Source organism: Sulfitobacter undariae (assembly GCF_014196805.1).
GTDB lineage: Bacteria > Pseudomonadota > Alphaproteobacteria > Rhodobacterales > Rhodobacteraceae > Sulfitobacter > Sulfitobacter undariae.
In genome coordinates, this window is record NZ_JACIEI010000006.1 from 156,169 (window position 1) to 178,690 (window position 22,522).

Sequence of the window (22,522 nt, forward strand, 5' to 3'; positions counted from 1 at the left end):
CCTATATTTCAGGGCTAGACCGCCTTGAATGCAGCGGCAGGCCACCCCATAACAAAGCCAAGCTACCGCAGAAAGGTTCCCCACATGGACATGCCACAGGCAACCGCCGATTCAGCGTTCTGGATTTCAATCGCAATTATCTTGTTCCTATTGATCTTGTCGGGTTTCTTTTCCGGATCTGAAACGGCACTTACGGCTGCGTCACGCGGCAAATTGCGCACGCAAGCGGACAAGGGATCTGTCGGAGCCGAGCGCGCTCTTAAAATCACAGAAGATAATGAGCGACTGATCGGGTCGGTGTTGTTGGGGAACAATCTGGTCAACATCCTAGCGACCTCGCTTGCCACCGCCCTGTTCACGCGGCTGTTTGGCGAAAGCGGTGTGGCGCTTGCCACGTTGGTGATGACACTGCTGGTGCTGATCTTTGCCGAAGTGCTGCCCAAAACCTATGCTATCACCAATGCCGAACGCGCCGCCGCTTCTGTCTCTGGGCCGATCAGCGTGGTTGTTTGGGTATTTGCCCCCATGGTCAGCATCGTGCGCCTTTTGGTGCGTACCCTGTTACGCCTGATGGGCGTTGCCGTTGACCCAGACAGTAATATTCTAGCTGTCCGTGAAGAAATCGCCGGTGCGCTGCAACTGGGACACTCCGAAGGTGTTGTTGAGAAAGAAGACCGTGACCGTATTCTGGGGGCACTGGACTTGCGCGAACGCACAGTCGAGGAAATCATGCTTCACCGTTCGGGCATCGAGATGGTCAATGGGGCCGACGCCCCTGCGGATATCCTTGAGCAATGCCTACGCTCGGCCCATACCCGTCTTCCTGTGTACCGCGATGATCATGAAAACATCATCGGTGTGATCCACGCCAAAGACCTGTTGCGCGCCATGTACAAACTGATTGGCGGCGCCGATGGGGATGCTTCTGCGCTCAAAGGTTTTGACGTGTCAAAGGTTGCGATGGAACCGTATTTTGTGCCCGAGACCTCGACACTCGACGAACAAATGCGCCAGTTCTTGCACCGCCGCACACATTTTGCGCTGGTTGTTGATGAATATGGCACTCTGCAAGGCTTGATCACACTAGAGGACATCCTTGAAGAAATCGTGGGCGAGATCACGGATGAATTTGATCCGCAGGCCGAACATGCCATTGGCACCGATGCCGAGGGCCAGTTCCTTGTGGATGGGGCCATGACCATCCGTGACCTGAACCGCGCCAGTGAATGGAACCTGCCTGACGATGAGGCCAACACAGTGGCTGGTCTGGTCATACATGAGGCCCAGATGATTCCGACCCGTGGCCAAGTGTTCCTGTTCCACGGTTTTCGGTTCGAAGTACTTGCCCGTGAAGGCAACCGCATCACCAAACTAAAAATCCGCCCGCTCTGACGGGTGGCGCAGCGCATCCGGTCCCTTCTTAACGGGGCCGGATTTCAGGATCAGCTGCCGCAATCAACGCGGCGTGGTCTGGCGCAAATGTTTGCGCGTCCAATGCGCGTGCGAGTTCCTGTTCGGCCATGGCGCGAGCCGCTTTGCACAGCTCTGGATCAGGATGGCGCATCAAGCCGCTCAGGGTTTGTTGCAAACGCTGTTGCACCTCCAACGTCCCTGCGCCGTCACGTGACAAAGCCCCAAACCCGTCACGCAACAGATCAACAGGGTCCAACGGGCGCACATACAGATATTCCAGTACATTATCCGGCGTATTTTCGGTTTCATCCCTGTAGGATGACAATATCCGCCCGATCCGCGTGATGACATCAATGGCCGTACCCGCATCGTTAATGCCCGGTGACAGCGCCTTTGATCCGACCTCGCCCATCACAATCAACCCGAAACGCGGGTCTTGATCGTAGGTCCGAATATCGCCTAGAACCAGTGCTTCGGGGATCGCCTCACATAAAGCCGCCCAATCAAGATCATCCCCCTTTTGCACCACTTCCAAAACAGGCGCGTTGAGGAAGATAAAGCTGCCGATGTTTTCGGTCAAATACAGCTCGACCTCATGCTCTTTGGCCAAAGCATTTAACGCTTCGGGATAGATGTGCTGGATATAGCCGCTCTCCCATGCGTACAAACTGCGGGTGTTTTCAGGTAAATCACCTGTAAAAGGCCGCGCACCTAGACAGGGTTGCGCCAAACGTTCTTTGAATTGGTCACGGGTGGTCTGTTCGACCTGACGGGTGATATCAATCAACTGGCCAAACCCCTGCAGATGCAGGACCCAGCGGATCAGATAGACAACAATCACCGCCATCACTACCGCTGTCATCCAGAACAGTACAAAGGCATGTTCATCGGCGTAAACGCCCGTCTCGCGCAAGATGATCCCCAGCAAAGCATAGACATAAGCCCCGATGAACACCGCCATCGTGTTTTGTGTCACCTTGTCTTCGATGATCAGACGGTGAATGCGCGGCGTCCATTGACTGGAGGAGGATTGAAAAACCGACACCATCACCGTGATAGAGAAAATCGTTACCGAAAGCATCGCACTGGCAATGATATTCAGCAAACGGTCCGCCGCAGCCCCATCAAGGCTTTGCGCCAAGTTTTTAGGGATCGCATATTCCAACATCTGGCTAACCGCGACAGCGACAAACGCCATGAGTCCCATCATCACAACCCGCACCCAAAGTTTGCGTGTGTAATGCCGTGCCTTGCGCAGCAAGGTCTTGGGGCCCGTTTCAAGTAATTCTGCTAATTTTTCCATCCGCTAAAACTAGCACAGTGATCTCCACAGGAAATAGGAAACTGGCCCGAATGTACAAAGCGACGTATGCTGCATCACAAATGCCCCATTACCCACAGTCAATGGCCCCATAACGGAGTTTCCCGGATGATCGGTGAGCACATAGATACCGGCGCACAAATCGCTATTTTGATCCTCGCCGCGGGGGCCTCTAGCCGTATGAAAGGCCGTGATAAACTGCTTGAACAGGTAGACGGCATACCGCTTTTGCGCAGGCAGGCATTGCGGGCGCAGGCAAGCAGTTGTGCCGTTTTGGTGGCCCTACCTCCGCCGCCGCATGATCGCTATGCTGCGCTTGAAGGTCTAAGTGTGACCCCCATTCCTGTTGCTGATGCGGCCGAAGGCATAAACGCAAGTCTACGGGCGGGTTTGGCCGCTGTTTCGCCGCATGTGAATGCTGTGATGGTCCTGCTTGCCGACATGCCAGACATCACAGAGAACGACATCAAATCTGTCATTCAAGCCGTTGATTTAAAATCAAAAATGTTGATTTGGCGCGCGACTACGGACACGGAAAAAGGCGGCCATCCGATTGTATTTCATCGCCAGCTATTTGCCGATCTATCTGCCCTGCGCGGCGACGAAGGCGGCAGCCCTGTGGTCAAGGCAAACAGCGCCCGCATGCTTGGCGTGCCCCTGCCCGACACCCATGCCCGCCTTGATCTGGATACGCCAGAGGCATGGGTGCAATGGCGTGCTTTGCGCAAGGCTATTTAACGGTCAGGAAATCCAGTATCGAGGCGTTGGTCGGCCGCACGACTTTAAACCCCATCAGACCTTCAGGCGTTGCGAGTTTGGGAAAGAGCTCAAGCAATTCAAGACGCTGGGCATTTCCCATGCCTGCAATGGTCCGAACATTCGGGTGAAAGCTCTCTGACCATGCGCCATTGGCCAGCACCAGTTCATGCTGGTCAAACATCAGATGCAGATAGGTACATCTGACGTTCTGCGCGACACGGACGCCTGCAAGGCCTGTCAGGTGTTTGGCCGCAACCAAGACTTCGTTATCGTCGAAATGCAGGACCGCTTGATCGCTTGTCACCAGCATCTTGTGATTAGGGGAAACCATCATGTCACGTTCCGGCAGGTCATTGCCAAGCGCGCCTTTGCGGATACTCACAGGAGCAAGGTGAGCATGGGTCAGCGTCATTGCCGCGTTCACCTTCCGGCTCCCGATCCAGCGGATCACTTGCAAGCCATTGTCACGGGTGATCACCTTATCCCCGACCTTCAGCTTCTCAATTGTGACCTCGCCACGTGCCGTCGCGATCATTGTGCCGCTGGTGAAACACGGGCTTGCTTCGTCCAGTTCGGCGAAAGGGATTTGCGCCACCTGTCCGCCTTGGGCATCCAGAAACCGGATCACACCTGTTTGTGGCGCTGTGGTGCTGTGTTCAATATGCAGACGGGACTGCGCGGGGATATCTGTGGTTTCAATGTCCATATGTCTCCGACGCCTTCTTTGGATAAGTACTCGCGATGACACGAGGGTTTTAGATACCGTCACGTTAAGATCAGGATGGGTACGCTTTGATTTTCAGCGCCTCGGCACCAGCTCATGCAACCGGAACAAGGCGCAAATGCAGGCCAGATGAATAGCGGAGTCGCAAGCGACTCCGCTCTCACTCACTCAGGGTCACTACGCCCGAATGATGCTGCATACCTGTGGTCCCGTGGCGGACCCGTATTGGGGCCGCCACGAAGAATTTCGTTTGGAAAACTCAGCTTTTGCTGGTGATCAGCTTGGCTTCATGCTTCTTGAGCGATTTGCGGGCTGCGGCATAGGCCTCAATCCCTTCGCGTGTGGCCAATTCAGGGAAGAGTTCCAGAATTTCCTCGCGCGATGCATCACCCACACCAGCCAACGACATGTCGCCTGGTTGGAAGCTCTCTGTCCATGTCCCGTCAGACAGGATCACTTCATGCTGATCGAACATGATGTGGATATAGGTGGTCTGCGACACGTCAACCACGTCGATCCCTTCCATATCCGTCAGGTGCTTCGCCGCGACCAAGACTTCACGCTCCTCAAAGTAGAGGGCCGTTTTGTCGTTGGCCACCAGCACACGGTGCTGTGGTGAAACCATCATGTCACGCTCTGGCAGACCGTTGCCCAAGGCACCCTCACGGATGAGGACAGGGCGCAGGTGTTCCTGTGCGGCCAGTTCTTCACCAGACATCTCACGCTTGCCGATCCAGCGGATGACTTGCATGCCATTGTCACGGGTGATCACGCGATCGCCCACTTCCAGCTCTTCTACTTTACGCTCACCTTTCGGTGTGGCGATCAATGTGCCGGGTGTGAAACATGGGATCACATTCTCGATGTTCGTGAATACAACCTGTCCCGCATCTGAACCGTCGCTGTTGAAGTAATTCACAACACCGTTTTCGGCATTATCAGGATCATAGGTGACCGCCAGACGGCCATCCTCTGGTGCTGAACCTGTAAGATCGAGCGTATCAAAGTCATCGCCGCCTTCAGACCCATCAACCACATCACCAGCATTGACGTTGAGGAAGTTGTCACGGTCATCGCCACCGATCATGGTATCTTCACCGATGCCACCTTCGAACAGGTCGTTACCAGCGCCGCCTTCAAGGCTGTCATTACCTTGACCACCAATCAGCGTATCGTCACCGGTACCGCCTTGCAGCGTATCATCGTCGATGCCGCCATCGATATAGTCGTCACCCGAACCGCCCATCAGCAGGTCGTCGTCGTCACCGCCGTAGATGACATCGTCACCTGCGCCGCCGTCAACCGTGTCACGCCCATTACCTGGCAGAAGATCAGGTCCAAGCGGGTTGGTGCCATCGTCTTCAATCTCGAACTGGTCAAGACCAAGGTCTGGGTCATTGTTGGCATAGATCGTATCGTTGCCAGCGCCACCATCGATGCTGTCGTTACCTTCGGCCCCCACGATACGGTCATCACCATCGCCACCATAGACGAAGTCATCGTCAATGCCGGACGCAATCACGTCGTTGCCAGCGCCACCAAAGATCGTATCGCTGTCATCGCCTGTGCTGATGGTGTCATCGCCAGCGCCACCGTCGACAAGGTCGCGGTCATCATCAGGATCAGTGTCTGAAGGGAACACACCAGGATAGCCTTGGTCCGGAAGTGGCGTATTGCCGCCCGTGGTGATGACATCGTTGCCGTCGCCGCCCGCTACCGTATCCCCGCCGGGGCCAGCTGTGATTGTGTCATCGCCAGCGCCGCCGTGGATCGAATCATTGCCACCATCGGTGTCGACACCGTCATCGTCATCACCGTTGATGATGTCGTTGCCATCACCGCCTAGCAGTGTGTCGTCGCCGATATCGCCTTCCAGCGTATCATCACCTGCACCGCCTTCAAGGCTGTCGTCACCGTCCTGCCCCACAACAAGGTCGTCACCATCGCCGCCCAACAGGGTGTCGTTGCCGTCGCCGCCGTAAACGGTGTCATTGTCATCGCCGCCGTCCAGAACGTCATCGCCAGCGCCGCCGGCAAGCGTGTCTTCGCCTGCGCCACCTTCCAGCGTGTCATCACCATCGTCGCCGTTGAGAACATCGTCGCCTTCGCCGCCAGTGATGCTGTCATCGCCGTCTTGACCATTCAGGTTGTCGTCGCCTGTGCCGCCGTTGATCGTGTCGTTACCTGTGCCGCCACCAATCGTGTCGTCACCCGCATCGCCATCCAATTCATCATTGCCAGGGCCGCCGTCAATTTCATCGTTGCCTTCGCCACCCGACACATCATCGTCACCCAGACCTGCGCGCACTGTATCATCGCCGTCGCCTGCGTTGATAATGTCATCGTTCGGGCCTTCACCCGGCAAGAATTCATCGTTGTTATCAACCAGATCACCCTCTGGGTCATCGGTGTAGTTTTCATCAATCAGATCACCGCCATCGGTACCTGTCACGATCCCGTCACGCACAGTGACAAAGACAACAGCAGGGTCTGTCAACTCACCATCAGAGATGGTGTAGTTGATCACGGCTTCGCCAATGAACCCGTCTTCTGGGGTAAAGCTAAGTGTGCCATCCGCGTTGATCACAACAGCACCGTTCGGGCTGCTGGCGCTGATCACTGTAAGCGGATCACCTTCCGGATCGCTGTCGTTGTCCAGAACCGGCACAATCAATGTTGATCCTGTGTTTGCAACAGCCGTGTCATCTTCGGCCAATGGGCCATCGTTGACAGGGTTCACAGTGACAGTCACCTCAGCAACATCCACACCGCCGTTGCCGTCAGTGATGTCATAGGTGATGGTCGCTTCGCCGTTAAAGTCAGGCGCAGGCGTAAAGGTAATCGTGCCATCATCATTGATCACAACATCGCCATTCGGGCTGGTGGCAGCTGTAACAGTCAGCGGATCACCATCCGGATCGGAGTCATTGTCCAACACATCAATGACAACTGGCGTGTCCTCATCGGTTTCAGCCAAATCATCTACTGCAACTGGAGGACCAGAAACTTCGCCCACCGACACAGAAACCTGCGCCGTATCGGTTCCGCCATTGCCGTCCGAAACCGTGTAGTCAATGGTCGTATCGCCCGTGAAACCATCATTCGGTGTAAAGGTGATTGTACCATCATCATTGATAACAACATCCCCGTCAGGTGATGTCGCGTCGATCACATCCAGCGGATCACCGTCTGGATCGCTGTCATTGCCCAGAACCGGAATAGTTACAGGTTCACCTGTGCCCGTAACGGCCTGATCGTCATTTGCGATGGGCGCATCGTTCACATTGTTTACAGTGACAATTACGCGAGAGTCGTCAAAGCCGCCATTTCCATCTGTGACCGTATAGTCGATCACCGCTTCGCCAAAGAAATCGTCATTTGGCGTGAAGTCCAGCGTGCCATCATCGTTGATAACAACCGTACCATCATTGGAGGTCGCTTCAATTACAGTCAACGGATCGTCTTCTGGGTCGGTATCATTGCCCAAAACGTCAATGTTTACCAAAGTCTCTTCGTCAGTTTCGGCTGTATCGTCGGTCGCAACTGGCGCAAAGTTGTCTGTAGCGTTGGACACCGTGATCGCAACTTCGGCTGTATCGGTCAGGGTACCGTCAGAAATCGTGTAGGAAACAGTAGCCTCGCCAGTGAAACCCGGCGCTGGCGTAAAGGAGAGTGTGCCGTCATCGTTCACTACAACGTCACCGTCAGGCGAAGTCGCGGAAACGACTGACAGGTCGTCGCCTTCTGGGTCCGTGTCATTGGCCAATACGTTAACCGTGACCGGTGTCAGCACAGTCGTGGCCGCAGCATCATCCACCGCGTCAGGTGCTGTGTTGCCCTCTGGCAAGATCAGTGTTTCGATCTCCGCAAAGGTCATGGAACCAGTTACGTCACCATTTTCATCCAAGAATTCAACGGTGCCGGACGTCGAGTTGCCATCCGCATCGGTAGTTTGATCAACTACGCGAAGCGGGCCGCTATCGGACAGGTCAAGCGTGTCATTATCATCGCCACCGGCACCGCCGTCTACGACGTCGCCTGCGTTGCCGCCAAGGAACAGATCAGCATCGTCGCCGCCTGAAAGGTTGTCCGCGCCAGTGCCGCCAGTGATTGTATCATCACCGCCTTCACCAAAGATCGTGTCATCACCTTCGCCACCATAAAGATCGTCGTTCCCTGCCTCGGCGGGTGTCACAACACTCTCACCTGCATCAAAGAATACATCCGTGATTTTCACGTTGGTGTTTTCATAGCCGTTCTGATCATGCAGGATTTCGATACGTGACACAGGACCGGCAATCGTTACGTTCATAGAATAAAACGGGTTTGACGCATCGGCAAAGCCGCCATTGCTGTCAGCCGTATCCGCACCAGCCACATCATCTGTGTCCAGCATCGTCAGACCCGCACCGCCAACAAGTGTCACTGGCAGCGGGTTGCCATCGGCATCAAACGCTTGGATGCGCACAAGGCTGTCGGCGTCGATGTCATTTACGTTGAAATCAACATTGCTAACCGGCGTATCAAACTCAAGACGGTAAAGGTCTTCTTGACCTTCAAGACGCGTTTCACTGGAAAGCGAACTGGTTGTGCTGACTGTTTCCTCGCCGCCATCAATGCCGTCAACGTACAGGCTATCACCAGAGAAAGACGTCGTGGTTTTAAGAGTAGAGTTTACGGTAGAGAACGTCACATTGACCGAACCCGTATCTTGGGTGAAATCGGTCACATCTTCGCCATGGGCAAAGCCTGCTTCGCTCCAGTTAAAGCTCTCGCGCTCGCCGCCACCTGTTACAGGTGTGTCGCCGTCCAGCGTGCTGTCACCATAGATGAGGTCATCACCCTCTTCGCCGTAAACAACATCATCGCCAGCACCGGCATAGATATCGTCATTACCAACGCCTGCATTGACCGTGTCATCACCGCCCAATGCATCAACGATATCATCATTTGGCGCTTCGCCTGCGATCAGGGCGTCGCCTGCATCAATATGGTCCCCTTCAGGGTCACCAGTATAGTCCAGATCAATGGTATTGGCAGTATCATCACCTGAAACTATCCCGTCACCAGTTGGTGTTGCAGGATCTACTGGATCAACAGGGCCTACCGGATCTAAATCACTACGCCAATCATCAAACAGAAGGTTATCAATGGCCCCAGAGCCTTGCAATTCGACTTCGAGACGGAACGTCTCAGGCACAAAAAATTCAACAACGGTTTGACCGTTGTCAGCTGTCGGCTCTACGTAGTGCTCGCTGATCAACTCACCGTCTCTGTCGTAAAAACGCATAGTTGCGGATTCTTCGATATCAAGGAAGGTCAACTCCTTGATCGTAGGCCCATTGTCAAAGTTGAATGTGATGACCCCACCTGACGCATCGTCATTCGGGTTGGCTGCATCGCCATCCTCGGAAACAATCAGAACATTCTCTAAGTTATCTGTGGCCAAATCCGTGTCACCCGCGCTTGGGTTACTTGTATCGAAAACCATGGCGTCATTCTCGCTCGGAGCAGTTCCAGTGGCCGAAATTTGAACACCCCAATCTTCATATTGGCTGTTCACAGATTCGCCTGAGGCGAGGTTATTAAAATCAATAGTTCTAAGCATGTCATAAGCTCCTATGCAGCGGTGCGCTCGGCGCGCGACGCGGCCGGATTGTGAAATTTCAGATGTGTCAGGTTATATTCTGTCCGTACGGAAAGGCATGCCGACGCGCGGCACGCATTCTGTCGTTGGGTAGAAAGAAAGGCCGTCATAGTGGTCTTCTCCGTTCAAACTCATATACCCCGCGAGGCTCCGAAACAGGTCCGCAAGCGACACGCGCACATTTGCGCCAAATTTGAGGGAAAGACGGGCCAAAATAAGGCCTCACTGTGAAACAGTTGAGATGTTTCACAGTCATTCAAGCAGTGGTCGCATTTACGCAGCACTGCACCTTTCCCACATCAATGATGCAGTCTGTGTGCGGCCGCCCCCGGACCTAATTTTCGTCACCCCCCCCAGTTGGGCTGCGCTATAGATACGCGCCAACACGGTCCGCACAAAGGGAAAAATGTTTGAAAAGTGTCCATAAGTGGGCGAAATGACGTGAACATGGTTAACGCGAACACAGCCACTACGATAAAGCCCATGCTATTGTTTCCCATACAGAAACAAGCAAAGCTCATATAAATTGAGGTAATTTCTATTTATGCTCACCCCTCGCCCCTAAAAATGACGGTTAACTGTTTCCAAGGAGACAACAAATATCGACGTTAACTTAATAAATAGAATCAGAACAGAGGTGCCTTTTTGTGTTCACGCAATGGAACCAATCCCAACATTTCCTAAAAACTGGTTCATGCTTTACCTAAGGTCTGCCACATTTAGCGGAATCAGTTCCCTACAAAATCCGTCGTTTTCCTCAGTATTAGAGAACTCCTTACAAAGATCCGAGAGAATCAAAACGTTTGAGAGCAACAAGAATCGCCCCTCTCGTTCCGTGAAATTCCGCTATTCTCAAAGAAACACAAATGGCCCGCCGCCCATTTTTTCGCCAATGCTACGGCAGAGTTGACACTGATTTTCGCGATAGATGTGCTTTACGATGTTCCGGCCTCACCAGACCTGAAAAACCGCGATATGCGACTAAAGGTGTTTAAAATTTGGCGGGCCCTTAGGCGCAATCAGAGCCCAACCACTTCTTCAAAGGCATCTGGAACCACAGATTTTGCCTACCTCACACGACACTGGGTCTATTGAAGGCAATACAAAGAAACAGCTGTAATTTTTTGGGAAGGTCTGTCCTGATGTGTCCCACGAAAATTTCGGGGACACATCAGACAGGTTGCATACATATGTATGTATACGAAAATGCGGTGGTACCCAAGGCCGGACTCGAACCGGCACACCTGTTAAGGCGGGGGATTTTGAATCCCCTGCGTCTACCATTCCGCCACTTGGGCACTGAGGAGCATTTAGCCTGCCATTTCAGAAGGGGCAAGCCCAAAACCGCACATATTTTTGCGTTGTTTACAGAACACCGCCTGTGGCGTTTCATACGCTTGACCCCCGACACCCTAAATGGTTTGTCGCATCAACATTAGGGAACTAGCACCATGATCCAACGCCTCTATGACTGGACACTCGGCCTTGCCGAACATCGCCATGCCCTGTGGGTGCTGGCTTTGGTGTCTTTCCTTGAAAGTTCGATGTTTCCCATCCCGCCTGACATAATCATGATCCCCATGATTATTGCCCGCCCTAACCGTGCCTTTCTTATCGCCTCTGTGGCCTTGGTGGCCTCGGTCTTGGGGGGGATGCTGGGGTATGCGATTGGCGCGATGGCCTTTGATGCGCTGGGCGAACCGATTCTACGTGCCTTGGGCAAAGCCGATTCGATGGCAGAATTTGCGACCACCTTTAATGACATGGGATTCTGGGCCGTTCTGGCAGCCGGTATTACACCTTTCCCCTACAAGGTGATCACAATCATGTCAGGTTGGACAGGCATGCCCTTAGCCACCTTCATCGCCACATCTATTCTGGCACGCGGGCTACGCTTCTTCCTTGTTGCGCTGCTGTTGTGGAAATTCGGTGCGCCTGTGCGGGATTTCATTGAGCGCCGCTTGCCCCTTATGTTCACCCTCGCCCTCGCTCTGCTGATCGGCGGCTTTTTTGCGATAAAATTATTATGATGCGTCTTATTACTCTCGCTACACTGGGTTCAGCTGCGTTGCTTCTGGGCGCTTACGGGTTTCAACATATTGGCAACATGGCACCCTGCAAACTGTGCCTATGGCAGCGCTGGCCCCATGCGGCGGCGATTCTGATTGGTGTGTTGATCCTGATCACCCGCAAAGCCAAATTGGCGTGGCTCGGGGCGCTGGCCGCTTTTAGCACCGCCGCCATCGGCATCTATCATGTCGGTGTTGAGCAAGGCTGGTGGCAAGGTCCGACGACCTGTACATCTTCCGGTGTCAGCAATATGAGTCCGCAAGACCTGATGAATCAAATCCTCGCTGCACCTTTGACACGTTGCGATGACATCGCATGGCAGTTGGCAGGGATCAGCATGGCAGGCTGGAATGCGATGATATCATTGGCATTGATGGTTATCTGGGTACGCGCCGCGCGCCGCGCCTAAACGGATTTCTGCGTACTCAAAAGCAAGCTGGTTTCAGAGGCCACAACCCCTTCCAGCTTGCGAATACGGTCCAGTACGCGGTCCAGTTCCAGCAGCGTCGCCGTGCCGATTTCGACGATCAAATCCCAACGTCCATTAGTAGAGTGCACCGCGCGTAGTTCGGCCATGCCGCCCAACTGGCGTTTAATCCGCTCTGCACCACGCCCCTCAATCCCGATCATCATCAGTCCGCGCACCGGATCACGTGCAACATCAGCACGGGTGATCACGGAAAATCCCACAATCTCACCGCGCTGCTGCAACCGTGCCAGCCGCGAGCGAACCGTGGTGCGCGACATTTCCAAGCGCGCCGCCAGATCAGACAGCGACGCCCGCGCATCATGGCGCAGCGCCGCGATCAATCTATCGTCAATTTCGTCCAACTTGATATCCACTTTGGTCAACAAGCGCCCATATCGGCCACTTTATACGCTATTCGCCCACCATAAGTGCAAACTATACTCAGGAAAACCCACATAGGAGTATCCCGATGAAACCCCAACATTGTATTCTTCAAGGCGCACCGCTGGATTGCGGTAAAACCAACCGTGGCTGCATCATGGGGCCGGATGCCTACCGCACCGCAGGGCTGGAAGAAGCGCTGGTCAGTCTTGGTCACACCGTCACTGACATTGGGAATGTAACGCCACGGGCCTTCGATGAAACGCCCCACCCGAAACTGCACCGCCTTTCTGAAACAATCGCATGGACACAGGCACTAGCTGACACCACCGAGGAATCTTTTGCCAAAGGCATGCCCATCACCATGGGCGGCGATCACGCGCTGGCCGCGGGTACTGTGCTGGGGGCCATGCGCCACGCTGCGGCGGTGAACCGTCCATTGTTTGTACTGTGGTTGGATGCGCATAGCGATTTTCACACGCTGGAGAGCACCGACAGCGGCAATTTGCACGGCACGCCTGTGGCTTACTTCACAGGGCGCGGTGATTTCCCGAACTGGCCTGCCCTGCCCGCGCCACTGCCGTTCGAGAATATGGCAATGATCGGCCTGCGCTCTGTTGATCCGGCAGAACGGGCCGCCCTGCAAGAGACCGCCATCACCCGCGTTGACATGCGCCAGATTGATGAAACAGGCATCGCCCAGCCTTTGGGCGCATTTCTGGAACGTGTCGCCGCCGTGAACGGGATGTTACATGTATCGCTGGATGTGGATTTCCTTGATCCCGCCGCCGCCCCTGCGGTTGGCACAACTGTTCCAGGCGGTGCCACAGTACGCGAAGGCCATTTGGTCATGGAGATGATCAACGACAGCGAACTTCTCACCTCGCTCGATCTGGTTGAACTGAACCCCTACATGGATGAACGCGGCCGCACCGCCCGCCTGATGGTGGACCTTGCCGCCTCGGCCTTGGGCCGCAACGTGTTTGACCGCCCCACCCGCGCCTATTGATTGACTAAGGATATGAATATGACCACCCCTTCCGCCAAGGCCCTTGTGCCATTCGTCAGCGTTGACCAAATGATGCAGTTGATCCATCACATCGGGCTGGCGCCCATGATGCAAGGTATCTGTGATCGGATCGAAGCCGATTTTCGCCGCTGGCCCCTGTTTGACAAAACCCCGCGCCTTGCCTCACATTCCGATGTAGGTGTGATCGAACTCATGCCGACCTCTGATGGCGAAGTGTACGGTTTCAAATACGTCAACGGCCACCCGGGCAATACGCGCGATGGATTGCAAACCGTCACCGCCTTTGGCCTGCTCTCTGATGTGGCAAACGGTTATCCGGTTTTGTTTTCCGAGATGACGATCCTCACCGCGCTACGCACCGCCGCCACATCTGCATTGGCGGCACGGGTGCTGGCACCCAAAGGCTCCACCGTTATGGCGATGATCGGCAACGGCGCACAATCGGAATTCCAGAGCATCGCCATGCAAGCGATTGTCGGAATTACCGAAGTACGTCTCTATGATGTTGATCCTGCCGCCACCGCCAAATGTGCGCAGAACTTGCAAAACTCCGGCCTCAAGGTCGTGAGTTGTAAAACCGCCGAAGAGGCGATCCTTGGCGCGCAGATCATCACCACCTGCACGGCAGACAAACAATACGCCACAATCCTCACGGATAATATGGTCGGCGCAGGTGTGCATCTGAACGCCATCGGCGGCGATTGCCCCGGCAAAACCGAACTGGCCCCCGCCATCCTGCACCGCGCTGACATTTTTGTAGAATACCCCGAACAAACGCGGGTCGAGGGCGAAATTCAACAGTTGGATGCTGACCATCCCGTGACCGAGTTTTGGGAAGTCCTCAGCGGCACCGCACAGGGCCGCACAGATGCAAAGCAAATCACCCTGTTTGACAGCGTCGGCTTTGCGATCGAGGATTTCTCGGCACTGTGTTATGTGCGCGATGCGATCAAAGGCACAGAGTTCTTTACGCCGCTGGATATGCTGGCCGATCCCGATGATCCGCGTGATCTGTTCGGCATGGTGAACCGCGCTCAATAAGCAATGCGGCTAGCGCGGCGCATGCGCCGTGACATCATATCCATAAAGCCAGTCAAACGCGCCCAGCATCTTGCCGGGCGCGTATTTTCCGCCCAGCCGCATGACGTTATGCGCTACAAACCGCACTGGCCCGCGACGCAAGTGAAACTTCCACGCATTACCCTCAGCCGCTTTGATCACACGGGTCACTCGCGGTTTGCGCATCGCCTCATAGGCAGGCAAGGCCTTCACACCGCCACTCATGACAGTGGCCGTCAAAGCCCACGCATCTTCCAACGCCATATTCGCGCCCTGCGCCAGAAACGGCAGGGTTGGATGGGCCGCATCCCCCAGTAGTGCCACACCGCTTTGTTGCCAGACGGGGGCGACAGGGTGACGATGCAATCCCCACAGGGTTGGTGCCTCAACAGCCTCGATCATCTGCGCCGCCATGCCACCCCAGCCAGCAAAAGCCTCGCGCAGATGTGCCGGATCATCGGCGTGGTTCCATCCCTCTGCCGCCCAGGTTTTGCGCTCTTCCACCGCAACAAGGTTCACCAAATTGCCCCCACGCAGCGGATAGCTGACCAAATGTCGTTTTGGCCCCATTGTCACCATCGCCACATCTGCGTGACCCATTGTGTTGGGCACAGTTGCACGCCACGCGACCTGCCCTGTGAAATCGGCCTTATCCTCTGCGTTCAGCGCGACCCGCGCCCGCGAATGGATGCCATCGGCCCCCACGATCAACTCGGCGCGGCGCGTACTGCCGTCTTGCAGTGTCAGGCTGGGCGGTTCTCCCGCAGTTACGGATACTACACGCGCCCCAAATTCAAAACTGACGTTCTGTTCACGGGCTGCCTGCGCCAAGACATCAATCAAATCGGCGCGGTGCATAAAATAGTAGGCTTGATCGGGGTCCAAACGTGAGAAATCAAGGCGCATCACATCATCCGCCTGATCATAGCTGCGCATCACTGCCGCCTGCCCTCGCACCGCACCGCGCGCCGCCAGCCGCTTTTCCAGCCCCAGCGCCCGCAGCACAAACAGACCATTCGGACTGACTTGCAGCCCTGCGCCGATTTCACGGATGGCTTCGGATTGCTCCAGCACGGTCACGGCAACACCGCGACGCGCCAGCGCTATGGCCGCAGCCAGCCCCCCAATTCCTGCACCCACAACAATAGCGTTCCTGATCTGCATAGTGATTTTCCTTTGCAAACGAAAAAACGCCACAGCTTCCACTGCGGCGTTTCAAATGTCAGCGATAGTCGCCTGTGATATCACCCATAGAGATCACTCGTCGCGGTGAACTTTCTCACGGCGCTCGTGCTTTTCTTGTGCCTCAAGGCTCATCGTTGCGATGGGCCGTGCGTCGAGACGCTTGAGCGAGATTGGATCACCCGTAACCGAGCAATATCCGAACTCACCCTCGTCAATACGGCGCAGCGCGGCGTCGATCTTGGACACCAGCTTGCGCGCACGATCACGTGTACGTAGCTCTAATGCGCGGTCAGTTTCCTCAGAAGCGCGATCCGTTACATCGGGGATGTTGCGTGTCCCGTCTTGCAAGGTTTCGATCATCTCGCGGCTGCCTTCCAGCAGTTCCGCTTTCCAGTCGAGAAGTTTCCGTCGGAAATACTCGACCTGACGATCGTTCATGAACGGCTCATCTTCAGCGGGTCTGTAGTCATCTGGTAAAAAGCTTTGCTTTTTCACTTTAGTCTCACCCTCAGCGTAGTTGGTCATTGTCATTTGGAAAACTCCGTAACGACATCTCCTGTTGAGCGGGGTCTATATGACGCATCAACGATTGTCACTACTCAATGAGGCGCTATTATGGTCTTTGAAAATCAAGATGATATGTAACCGAAAGATGATGATAATATGAAATTTCAAGGCACAGCAGACTATGTTGCAACGGATGATCTGAAAATTGCGGTGAACGCTGCTGTCGCATTGGAGCGCCCTCTTTTGGTCAAGGGTGAACCCGGCACCGGCAAAACCGAATTGGCACGTCAGGTGTCTCAGGCTTTGGGACTTCGGATGATCGAATGGAACATCAAATCCACCACCCGTGCCCAGCAAGGTCTGTATGAATATGACGCGGTCAGCCGCCTGCGCGACAGCCAATTGGGCGATGAAAAGGTACATGACGTCAAAAACTACATCCGCAAAGGCAAGCTCTGGGAAGCTTTTGAAGCGGGTGAGAAAGTTGTGTTGCTGATCGACGAGATCGACAAAGCCGATATCGAATTCCCCAATGACCTTTTGCAAGAGCTCGATAAAAACGAATTCTACGTTTATGAAACCGGCGAAACGATCAAAGCAGCGGTGCGCCCGATTGTGATCATCACGTCCAACAATGAAAAAGAACTGCCGGATGCCTTCCTGCGCCGCTGCTTCTTTCACTACATTCAATTCCCCGACATGGAGACCCTGAAAAAAATCGTCGAAGTGCACCATCCGGGCATCAAAGCAGACCTGCTGACAACCGCCCTGACGCAATTCTACGAAATTCGGGATCAACAGGGTCTTAAGAAAAAACCCTCTACTTCAGAGGTTATTGACTGGCTCAAACTGCTATTGGCCGAAGATCTGGAGGCAAAAGACCTCAAAGCCGATGGGGCATCAGCCCTGCCCAAGCTGCATGGCGCGCTACTCAAGAACGAACAAGACGTACATTTGTTTGAGCGCCTCGCCTTTATGGCACGCGGCGGACGTTAAACCCCACAGGGTGGCGGTATCAGGGGCTAATCACCCGATTCCCGCCGCCCAAATCCTTTGCACGCTTATGCGATAATCCTTTCGATATAGTTAATTCACCTAAAATCCGCCGCCCCTTGCAGGCCAAACAGCGCCGATTGCCACAATTGGCCCTCATAGGATGTCGCAGAATTGGCGCCAAGCGTCACATTTGAGGACGTCGAACTGCCCCGCATTTAAGCCAACAGATTTCAACTATTGAGCGCATACGCGTGGTAAGGACAGATCGGCACATACCGCGGATGCGCTGTTGTCTTCTGCCAAATACGGCCCGTTTCTTCTATCACATTGATATTTAAGGCCTCCCGCGAAGCGGGAAACATCTAGAGCGAAACGGCGAAGTTTCCCACCCGACAGCGCTGTGGCCAAATTGCACCCAAGACCTCAGGCTGGCCTTATTTGGTAGAAATCGCCCAGAATTTACCCTAATTGTTCCCTACCGAGAACAGGTTGAGAGGCGACAATATCTCCAACTGAGGCTCACAAGGTGCAGGCAAAAGTATGAAACTCGTAGTAACCCACGATGTGTTGGCGTTTCTTTCGCGCGCTGTAAACGCAAGTATATGTTCCACAATTTCGGAGCATTCCGCATGAAGGCCCGCGCAGCGCTGCTGCTGGCGATGGTTTTGAACGCGTGTAGCCCGTCAACAGGCGGCGATGTCACCCGTACAGCAACATTCTCTGACAGCTCCCTGCCGCCGGTAAAACTGTTCACCACCGGAAAATATGCAGGCCCGATACGATCTAACAATGACCTGGCGCTCGATTTTATCGAGCTGTCATTCAAGCTGGAGAGCGGTCGCGATCTACCCGTTTTCACACGGTTTGAAGGTCCGGTTACCGTGGCAGTCATTGGCAACAAACCCGCCTCTTTGCAGCCAGACCTGAACAGACTGCTCAGCCGATTGCGCAATGAAGCGCGTATTGACATCAAACAAGTCAACGCCAGCAGTGCAAACATCACCATCAATGCCGTTTCGCGCAAAGAAATTCAGAGTGTTCTGCCACAAGCAGCCTGTTTTGTAGCGCCAAATGTCAGCACGCTGGCCGAATACCGCAAGATACGCAAAACCAATAAAGCAAACTGGTCGCAGTTACGGTCCCGTACACGTCTGGCAATCTTCTTGCCAAATGATGTCAGCCCGCAAGAGATCCGCGATTGCCTACATGAGGAACTTGCTCAGGCTTTGGGACCGCTCAACGATCTTTACCGTTTGCCTGACTCTGTCTTCAACGATGACAATGTTCACACCGTTCTGACCGGCTTTGATATGCTGATGCTCCGGACATATTATTCACCCAAGCTCAACAACGGCATGACACGCGGACAGGTTGCAGCAACCCTGCCCTATATCCTGCGCGAGGTTAATCCACGCGGTGAATTCACAACGGCCAGCTATACCACCCGCACACCGCAACAGTGGAAGCGCGCAATTGAAACGGCGCTGGGTCCATCATCCAAAAGCAGTGCCCGCCGCAAAGCCGCCGCAGAAGCAATCACGATTGCGACTGCGATGGGTTGGACGGATCAACGCAGGGCCTTTGCCCATTATGCGATGGGTCGCATTCTCCAGAGCCAAAACCCGCGTGAAGCGCAAAAACAATTTTTGGTTGCTCAGAAATTCTACAAATCCACGGCTGGCACGCAGCTACACCAAGCCTATGTCGCAGCCCAGCTTGCAGCCTATGCCGTAAGTCAGGGCGACGGAAGTGGAGCACTCCAGTTGATCGCCCCTCATGTTAAAACCGCACGTGAGAACGAAAATGCCGCATTGCTTTCCACCCTCCTGCTGATACGTGCAGAAGCACTTGATCTGGAAAACCGCCCCTCAGAAGCACAGGCCGTCCGTATGGACAGTTTGGGCTGGGCGCGATACGGATTTGGTTCAGACTGGGCTGTGCGGGCCAAGTTGCGCGAAATATCTTCGCTAAGCCCGCTCAAGAGATAGCCCGCAAACATATAAGGGTTACGGCATGATTGTAATTGGGTTGGTGATTGTTGGTGTTATTCTCGGTGGCATGACCGCCAAAAAACACAAAGGCAACCGCAAGGACATCGCGCAATATGCGACGGGTTATGGCATGGCCTTCCTGATCTTGGGCCTCCTGCTGACTGTCATCATCGACAGGGTTCTAAGCTAATGTTCCTGCCCTTCTTTGAACAACTGCGCGCCCATAAAGTTCCCGTATCCATGCGGGAATTTTTGGCATTTCTGGACGGCATGTCTGCGGGCCTGTCTACCTATGACGTTGAGGCGTTCTATTACCTCGCCCGCGTCAGCATGGTCAAAGATGAACGCAACATCGATAAATTCGACCAGGCCTTTGCTGCCGCCTTCTCCGGCCTCGAAAACATCACCGCCGAACAAGTGCTGGAAGCCGTCGACATTCCCGAAGAATGGCTGCGCAAGATGTCTGAAAAGCACCTGAGCCCCGAAGAGATGGCCGAGATCGAAGCCATGGGTGGTTTTGACAAGCTTATGGAGACGCTTAAAGATCGGCTCAAGGAGCAAGAAGGCCGTCATGAGGGCGGCAATAAATGGGTTGGTACGGGCGGAACCTCGCCTTTTGGCGCCTATGGCTACAATCCCGAAGGCGTGCGCATCGGCCAAAAAGAAGGCCGCCATGGCAAAGCTGTCAAAGTGTGGGACAAACGCGAATTCCGCAATCTTGACGATTCAGTTGAGCTGGGCACCCGCAACATCAAAGTCGCGTTGAAACGTCTGCGCCGCTGGGCGCGTGATGGAGCCAACGAAGAACTGGACCTGAACGGAACCATTCGATCCACAGCTGAGCAAGGCTATCTGGATGTGAAAACCCGCCCTGAACGCCGCAACGCTGTCAAAGTACTGCTGTTCCTTGATGTGGGCGGATCCATGGACCCCCATATCAAAGTGGTCGAAGAATTGTTCAGCGCGGCACGGGCTGAATTCAAACACATGGAGTATTTCTACTTCCATAACTGCCTGTATGAGGGCGTATGGCGCGACAACCGCCGCCGTTGGGACGCGCAGACCTCAACCCAAGAGGTATTGCGCACCTACGGCCCTGACTATCGCTGTATCTTTGTGGGGGATGCTTCTATGTCGCCCTATGAGATCGCCTATCCCGGCGGCGCAAATGAGCATTGGAATCCCGAAGCAGGCTCTGTCTGGTTGACCCGCGCACGCGAGCAATGGAAATCCAGCCTCTGGATCAATCCCATCCCCGAAAAATACTGGAGCTACACCCAGTCGATCACCATGGTCGAAGAAATTTTCAAGGATGCGATGGTGCCCATGACACTTGAAGGCCTAAGCCGCGGCATGAAAGCCCTGACGAAATAGCCTGAACTCTAGGCGACAGTTGGGCTACTCTTTGGAGTGCAGCCCAACTGGTAATCTTTGCACGCTGCGCTTTACAGCGAGGGTTTGCGCAATAAAAATTCGGGCGTTTCAACGGCCAATCGCATATTTTCCTGACAACAAAGCGTTTTCGGCACATCGCCTTTCCGCAGCCGTGACACACGGTGGTTCATCCAGTGTCGAAGGAAATTGCGGTACATCAGGCCTCTCCAGCCCGTCATCTGCGAATGGTATTGGAAAAACGCATCAGGCGCGTCAAAGACTCCAAGATCATTGTTGATCCCTGTGCGTTGAATATGCGTGTTTGCGCCTCTCCAGACCACCTGAGGATCATGCAGCCGGTCGAGAGCGATCTCTTTGTGCAGATCAACCTTGCTTCCGGGTTTGTCGAAGAGTGTTGTTCTCTGTCAGATAAGCTCCGCAGTTTGCTGAAATCTATTGCGGAGAATGATCCTGCCAACGACATCAGATGCGAAGCATCGCGCATGATCCAGCAAGTCGTGTGATCCCCCAACTAAAGCCGGTCCCGTTTAGGCCGGCTGTCTTGAAGGGGCGGTCATGCCGGTCGCCCCAACGATCGACTATCCAGGAACGGGAACTTCGACGATGAACGTACTTAACAACAATCAAAACATGGATGATCTGGCTAAATTGGCTGTAGGGCTTGGCCGTCAGGTCGCCGATTTGGCCAAGGCGCTTCAACTTGGCGACAACGCCAAAGATGTTGCTTTCGTGTCGCGCTGCTTTGCACGCCTGAGAGACCGTCAACCGTTCGATGTGGCTGACGGGGGCGGTCTCGCCGCTGTCGTAGACATTCTCGAGCGCAGCCTTGCTTCCCAATACCTCGGCACTGAAGTTCGTTACGAAGAGACGGGATATGATGATTTTGGCCCTCGCGGCGAAACCCGCGAAGTGGCGGTTTATTCTGACCGCGGCAATGAGCTTATCAAGCTGCAATGTCTTTTTGAGGAATTCCTCAACGTTCGCGACAGCGTGCTGGATCAAGTTGCTGCGCATCGCTGTCTGGTAGGAATTATGAGCGCTTAGGATTTCACTGGGAGCCTCGATTAAACTCCCTGATCGGGGTTCCTGTCATCGGGAAAAGCACTCTAATGAAAATGTATGTTGCTCGCGCGTTGGCCATTTGCGAGATTGTCGAAGGAATTAAATATATTAAAAACAGGACGTTAATAGTTGATGTTTAGGACGAGGTAGCTATTTTTGATATTGTAGTCGAAATACTAATCCGTATCTCACAGAGGAGGGCTGAATCACATTTTGGTCTACCAGTTCGAGTCTCCTCCAACTGTCATGGAAAGACCCCTAAGGAAACAAGAAGCTCTCGTTACCCAAATTCCTCCGTTGATATCCTTTCAGCGTTTTTGACAGGCCATACGGCCGTCCGGACCTCGAGTGTCCGCGACTTCAACGCATTACTGCGTAAAAGGGATTCAATATGGGTTATCAATCACGTGGAACATCAGTAAGCGGTGCGTCGATCCCACCTATTTGACGTAATTCCACGGTAGCAGATCGTTGATCTGGCTTTGTTTGTGGCCTGCAACGATGGCTGTGAGC

Annotated in this window: 18 protein-coding genes and 1 tRNA gene; 12 read left to right on the top strand and 7 right to left on the bottom strand. The window is 54.2% G+C overall.

Going from position 1 to position 22,522, the window contains the following annotated elements; genetic code table 11:
* The first annotated feature begins 84 nt into the window (after window positions 1-84).
* Window positions 85-1,392 carry an HlyC/CorC family transporter gene (locus GGR95_RS10930; protein ID WP_184565720.1) on the top strand — a complete coding sequence of 436 codons (1,308 nt, stop codon included), beginning with the start codon at window positions 85-87 and terminating at the stop codon, window positions 1,390-1,392.
* Between the two features lie 28 nt (window positions 1,393-1,420).
* On the opposite strand, the gene GGR95_RS10935 is transcribed toward GGR95_RS10930, so the two are convergent.
* Window positions 1,421-2,716 carry a DUF2254 domain-containing protein gene (locus tag GGR95_RS10935; RefSeq protein WP_184565722.1) on the bottom strand — a complete coding sequence of 432 codons (1,296 nt, stop codon included), beginning with the start codon at window positions 2,714-2,716 and terminating at the stop codon, window positions 1,421-1,423.
* A 126-nt stretch (window positions 2,717-2,842) separates the two neighbouring features.
* On the opposite strand from GGR95_RS10935, the gene GGR95_RS10940 reads away from it, so the two are divergent.
* Window positions 2,843-3,472: a nucleotidyltransferase family protein gene (locus GGR95_RS10940; RefSeq protein WP_184565724.1), complete on the top strand. Its 630-nt coding sequence runs from the start codon at window positions 2,843-2,845 to the stop codon at window positions 3,470-3,472.
* On the opposite strand, the gene GGR95_RS10945 is transcribed toward GGR95_RS10940, so the two are convergent.
* From GGR95_RS10945 to GGR95_RS10965, 3 genes are all read right to left on the bottom strand, one after another.
* Window positions 3,465-4,199 (bottom strand): Hint domain-containing protein, encoded by a 735-nt coding sequence (locus tag GGR95_RS10945; protein WP_184565726.1) that lies wholly within the window; start codon window positions 4,197-4,199, stop codon window positions 3,465-3,467. The genes GGR95_RS10940 and GGR95_RS10945 overlap by 8 nt on opposite strands.
* A gap of 277 nt (window positions 4,200-4,476) precedes the next feature.
* Complete coding sequence (locus GGR95_RS18910) at window positions 4,477-9,825, bottom strand: Ig-like domain-containing protein (RefSeq protein WP_246423354.1); 5,349 nt, start codon at window positions 9,823-9,825, stop codon at window positions 4,477-4,479.
* Between the two features lie 1,251 nt (window positions 9,826-11,076).
* Window positions 11,077-11,162 (bottom strand) — tRNA-Leu (locus tag GGR95_RS10965).
* Window positions 11,163-11,315: 153 nt separating this feature from the next.
* Between GGR95_RS10965 and GGR95_RS10970 the strand changes: the two genes are divergently transcribed.
* On the top strand, window positions 11,316-11,894 hold the full coding sequence (locus GGR95_RS10970; protein WP_184565728.1) for a YqaA family protein: 579 nt from the start codon (window positions 11,316-11,318) through the stop codon (window positions 11,892-11,894).
* The gene (locus GGR95_RS10975; protein ID WP_184565730.1) at window positions 11,891-12,343 is read left to right on the top strand and encodes a disulfide bond formation protein B; all 453 of its coding nucleotides are present in this window, start codon (window positions 11,891-11,893) and stop codon (window positions 12,341-12,343) included. The genes GGR95_RS10970 and GGR95_RS10975 overlap by 4 nt, the downstream gene beginning before the upstream one ends.
* On the opposite strand, the gene GGR95_RS10980 is transcribed toward GGR95_RS10975, so the two are convergent.
* Window positions 12,340-12,765: an Lrp/AsnC family transcriptional regulator gene (locus GGR95_RS10980; RefSeq protein WP_184565786.1), complete on the bottom strand. Its 426-nt coding sequence runs from the start codon at window positions 12,763-12,765 to the stop codon at window positions 12,340-12,342. The genes GGR95_RS10975 and GGR95_RS10980 overlap by 4 nt on opposite strands.
* A gap of 107 nt (window positions 12,766-12,872) precedes the next feature.
* On the opposite strand from GGR95_RS10980, the gene rocF reads away from it, so the two are divergent.
* Both rocF and GGR95_RS10990 read left to right on the top strand, forming a co-directional pair.
* Window positions 12,873-13,793: an arginase gene (gene rocF, locus GGR95_RS10985; protein ID WP_184565732.1), complete on the top strand. Its 921-nt coding sequence runs from the start codon at window positions 12,873-12,875 to the stop codon at window positions 13,791-13,793.
* An 18-nt stretch (window positions 13,794-13,811) separates the two neighbouring features.
* Entirely contained in the window at window positions 13,812-14,855 is a 1,044-nt protein-coding gene (locus GGR95_RS10990; protein ID WP_184565734.1) for an ornithine cyclodeaminase, read from the top strand.
* A 9-nt stretch (window positions 14,856-14,864) separates the two neighbouring features.
* On the opposite strand, the gene GGR95_RS10995 is transcribed toward GGR95_RS10990, so the two are convergent.
* Both GGR95_RS10995 and dksA read right to left on the bottom strand, forming a co-directional pair.
* Complete coding sequence (locus GGR95_RS10995; protein WP_184565736.1) at window positions 14,865-16,037, bottom strand: FAD-dependent monooxygenase; 1,173 nt, start codon at window positions 16,035-16,037, stop codon at window positions 14,865-14,867.
* Window positions 16,038-16,130: 93 nt separating this feature from the next.
* Window positions 16,131-16,589 (bottom strand): RNA polymerase-binding protein DksA, encoded by a 459-nt coding sequence (gene dksA / locus GGR95_RS11000; RefSeq protein WP_184565738.1) that lies wholly within the window; start codon window positions 16,587-16,589, stop codon window positions 16,131-16,133.
* A gap of 132 nt (window positions 16,590-16,721) precedes the next feature.
* On the opposite strand from dksA, the gene GGR95_RS11005 reads away from it, so the two are divergent.
* The 6 genes from GGR95_RS11005 to GGR95_RS11030 all read left to right on the top strand — a co-directional run bounded on the left by GGR95_RS11005 (window position 16,722) and on the right by GGR95_RS11030 (window position 21,991).
* Window positions 16,722-17,561 carry an AAA family ATPase gene (locus tag GGR95_RS11005; RefSeq protein ID WP_184565740.1) on the top strand — a complete coding sequence of 280 codons (840 nt, stop codon included), beginning with the start codon at window positions 16,722-16,724 and terminating at the stop codon, window positions 17,559-17,561.
* Window positions 17,562-18,190: 629 nt separating this feature from the next.
* Window positions 18,191-19,549 carry a DUF2927 domain-containing protein gene (locus GGR95_RS11010; RefSeq protein ID WP_184565742.1) on the top strand — a complete coding sequence of 453 codons (1,359 nt, stop codon included), beginning with the start codon at window positions 18,191-18,193 and terminating at the stop codon, window positions 19,547-19,549.
* A gap of 25 nt (window positions 19,550-19,574) precedes the next feature.
* Window positions 19,575-19,742, top strand: a complete 168-nt coding sequence (locus tag GGR95_RS11015; RefSeq protein ID WP_184565744.1) for an apolipoprotein acyltransferase — start codon at window positions 19,575-19,577, stop codon at window positions 19,740-19,742.
* A complete protein-coding gene (locus GGR95_RS11020; RefSeq protein WP_184565746.1) occupies window positions 19,742-20,926 on the top strand; it encodes a vWA domain-containing protein in 1,185 nt (394 codons plus the stop codon). Before GGR95_RS11015 ends, GGR95_RS11020 begins: the two co-directional genes overlap by 1 nt.
* Before the next feature lie 194 nt (window positions 20,927-21,120).
* Window positions 21,121-21,450: a hypothetical protein gene (locus GGR95_RS11025; RefSeq protein WP_184565748.1), complete on the top strand. Its 330-nt coding sequence runs from the start codon at window positions 21,121-21,123 to the stop codon at window positions 21,448-21,450.
* A 100-nt stretch (window positions 21,451-21,550) separates the two neighbouring features.
* Window positions 21,551-21,991, top strand: a complete 441-nt coding sequence (locus GGR95_RS11030) for a hypothetical protein (protein ID WP_184565750.1) — start codon at window positions 21,551-21,553, stop codon at window positions 21,989-21,991.
* Window positions 21,992-22,522: the final 531 nt, after the last annotated feature.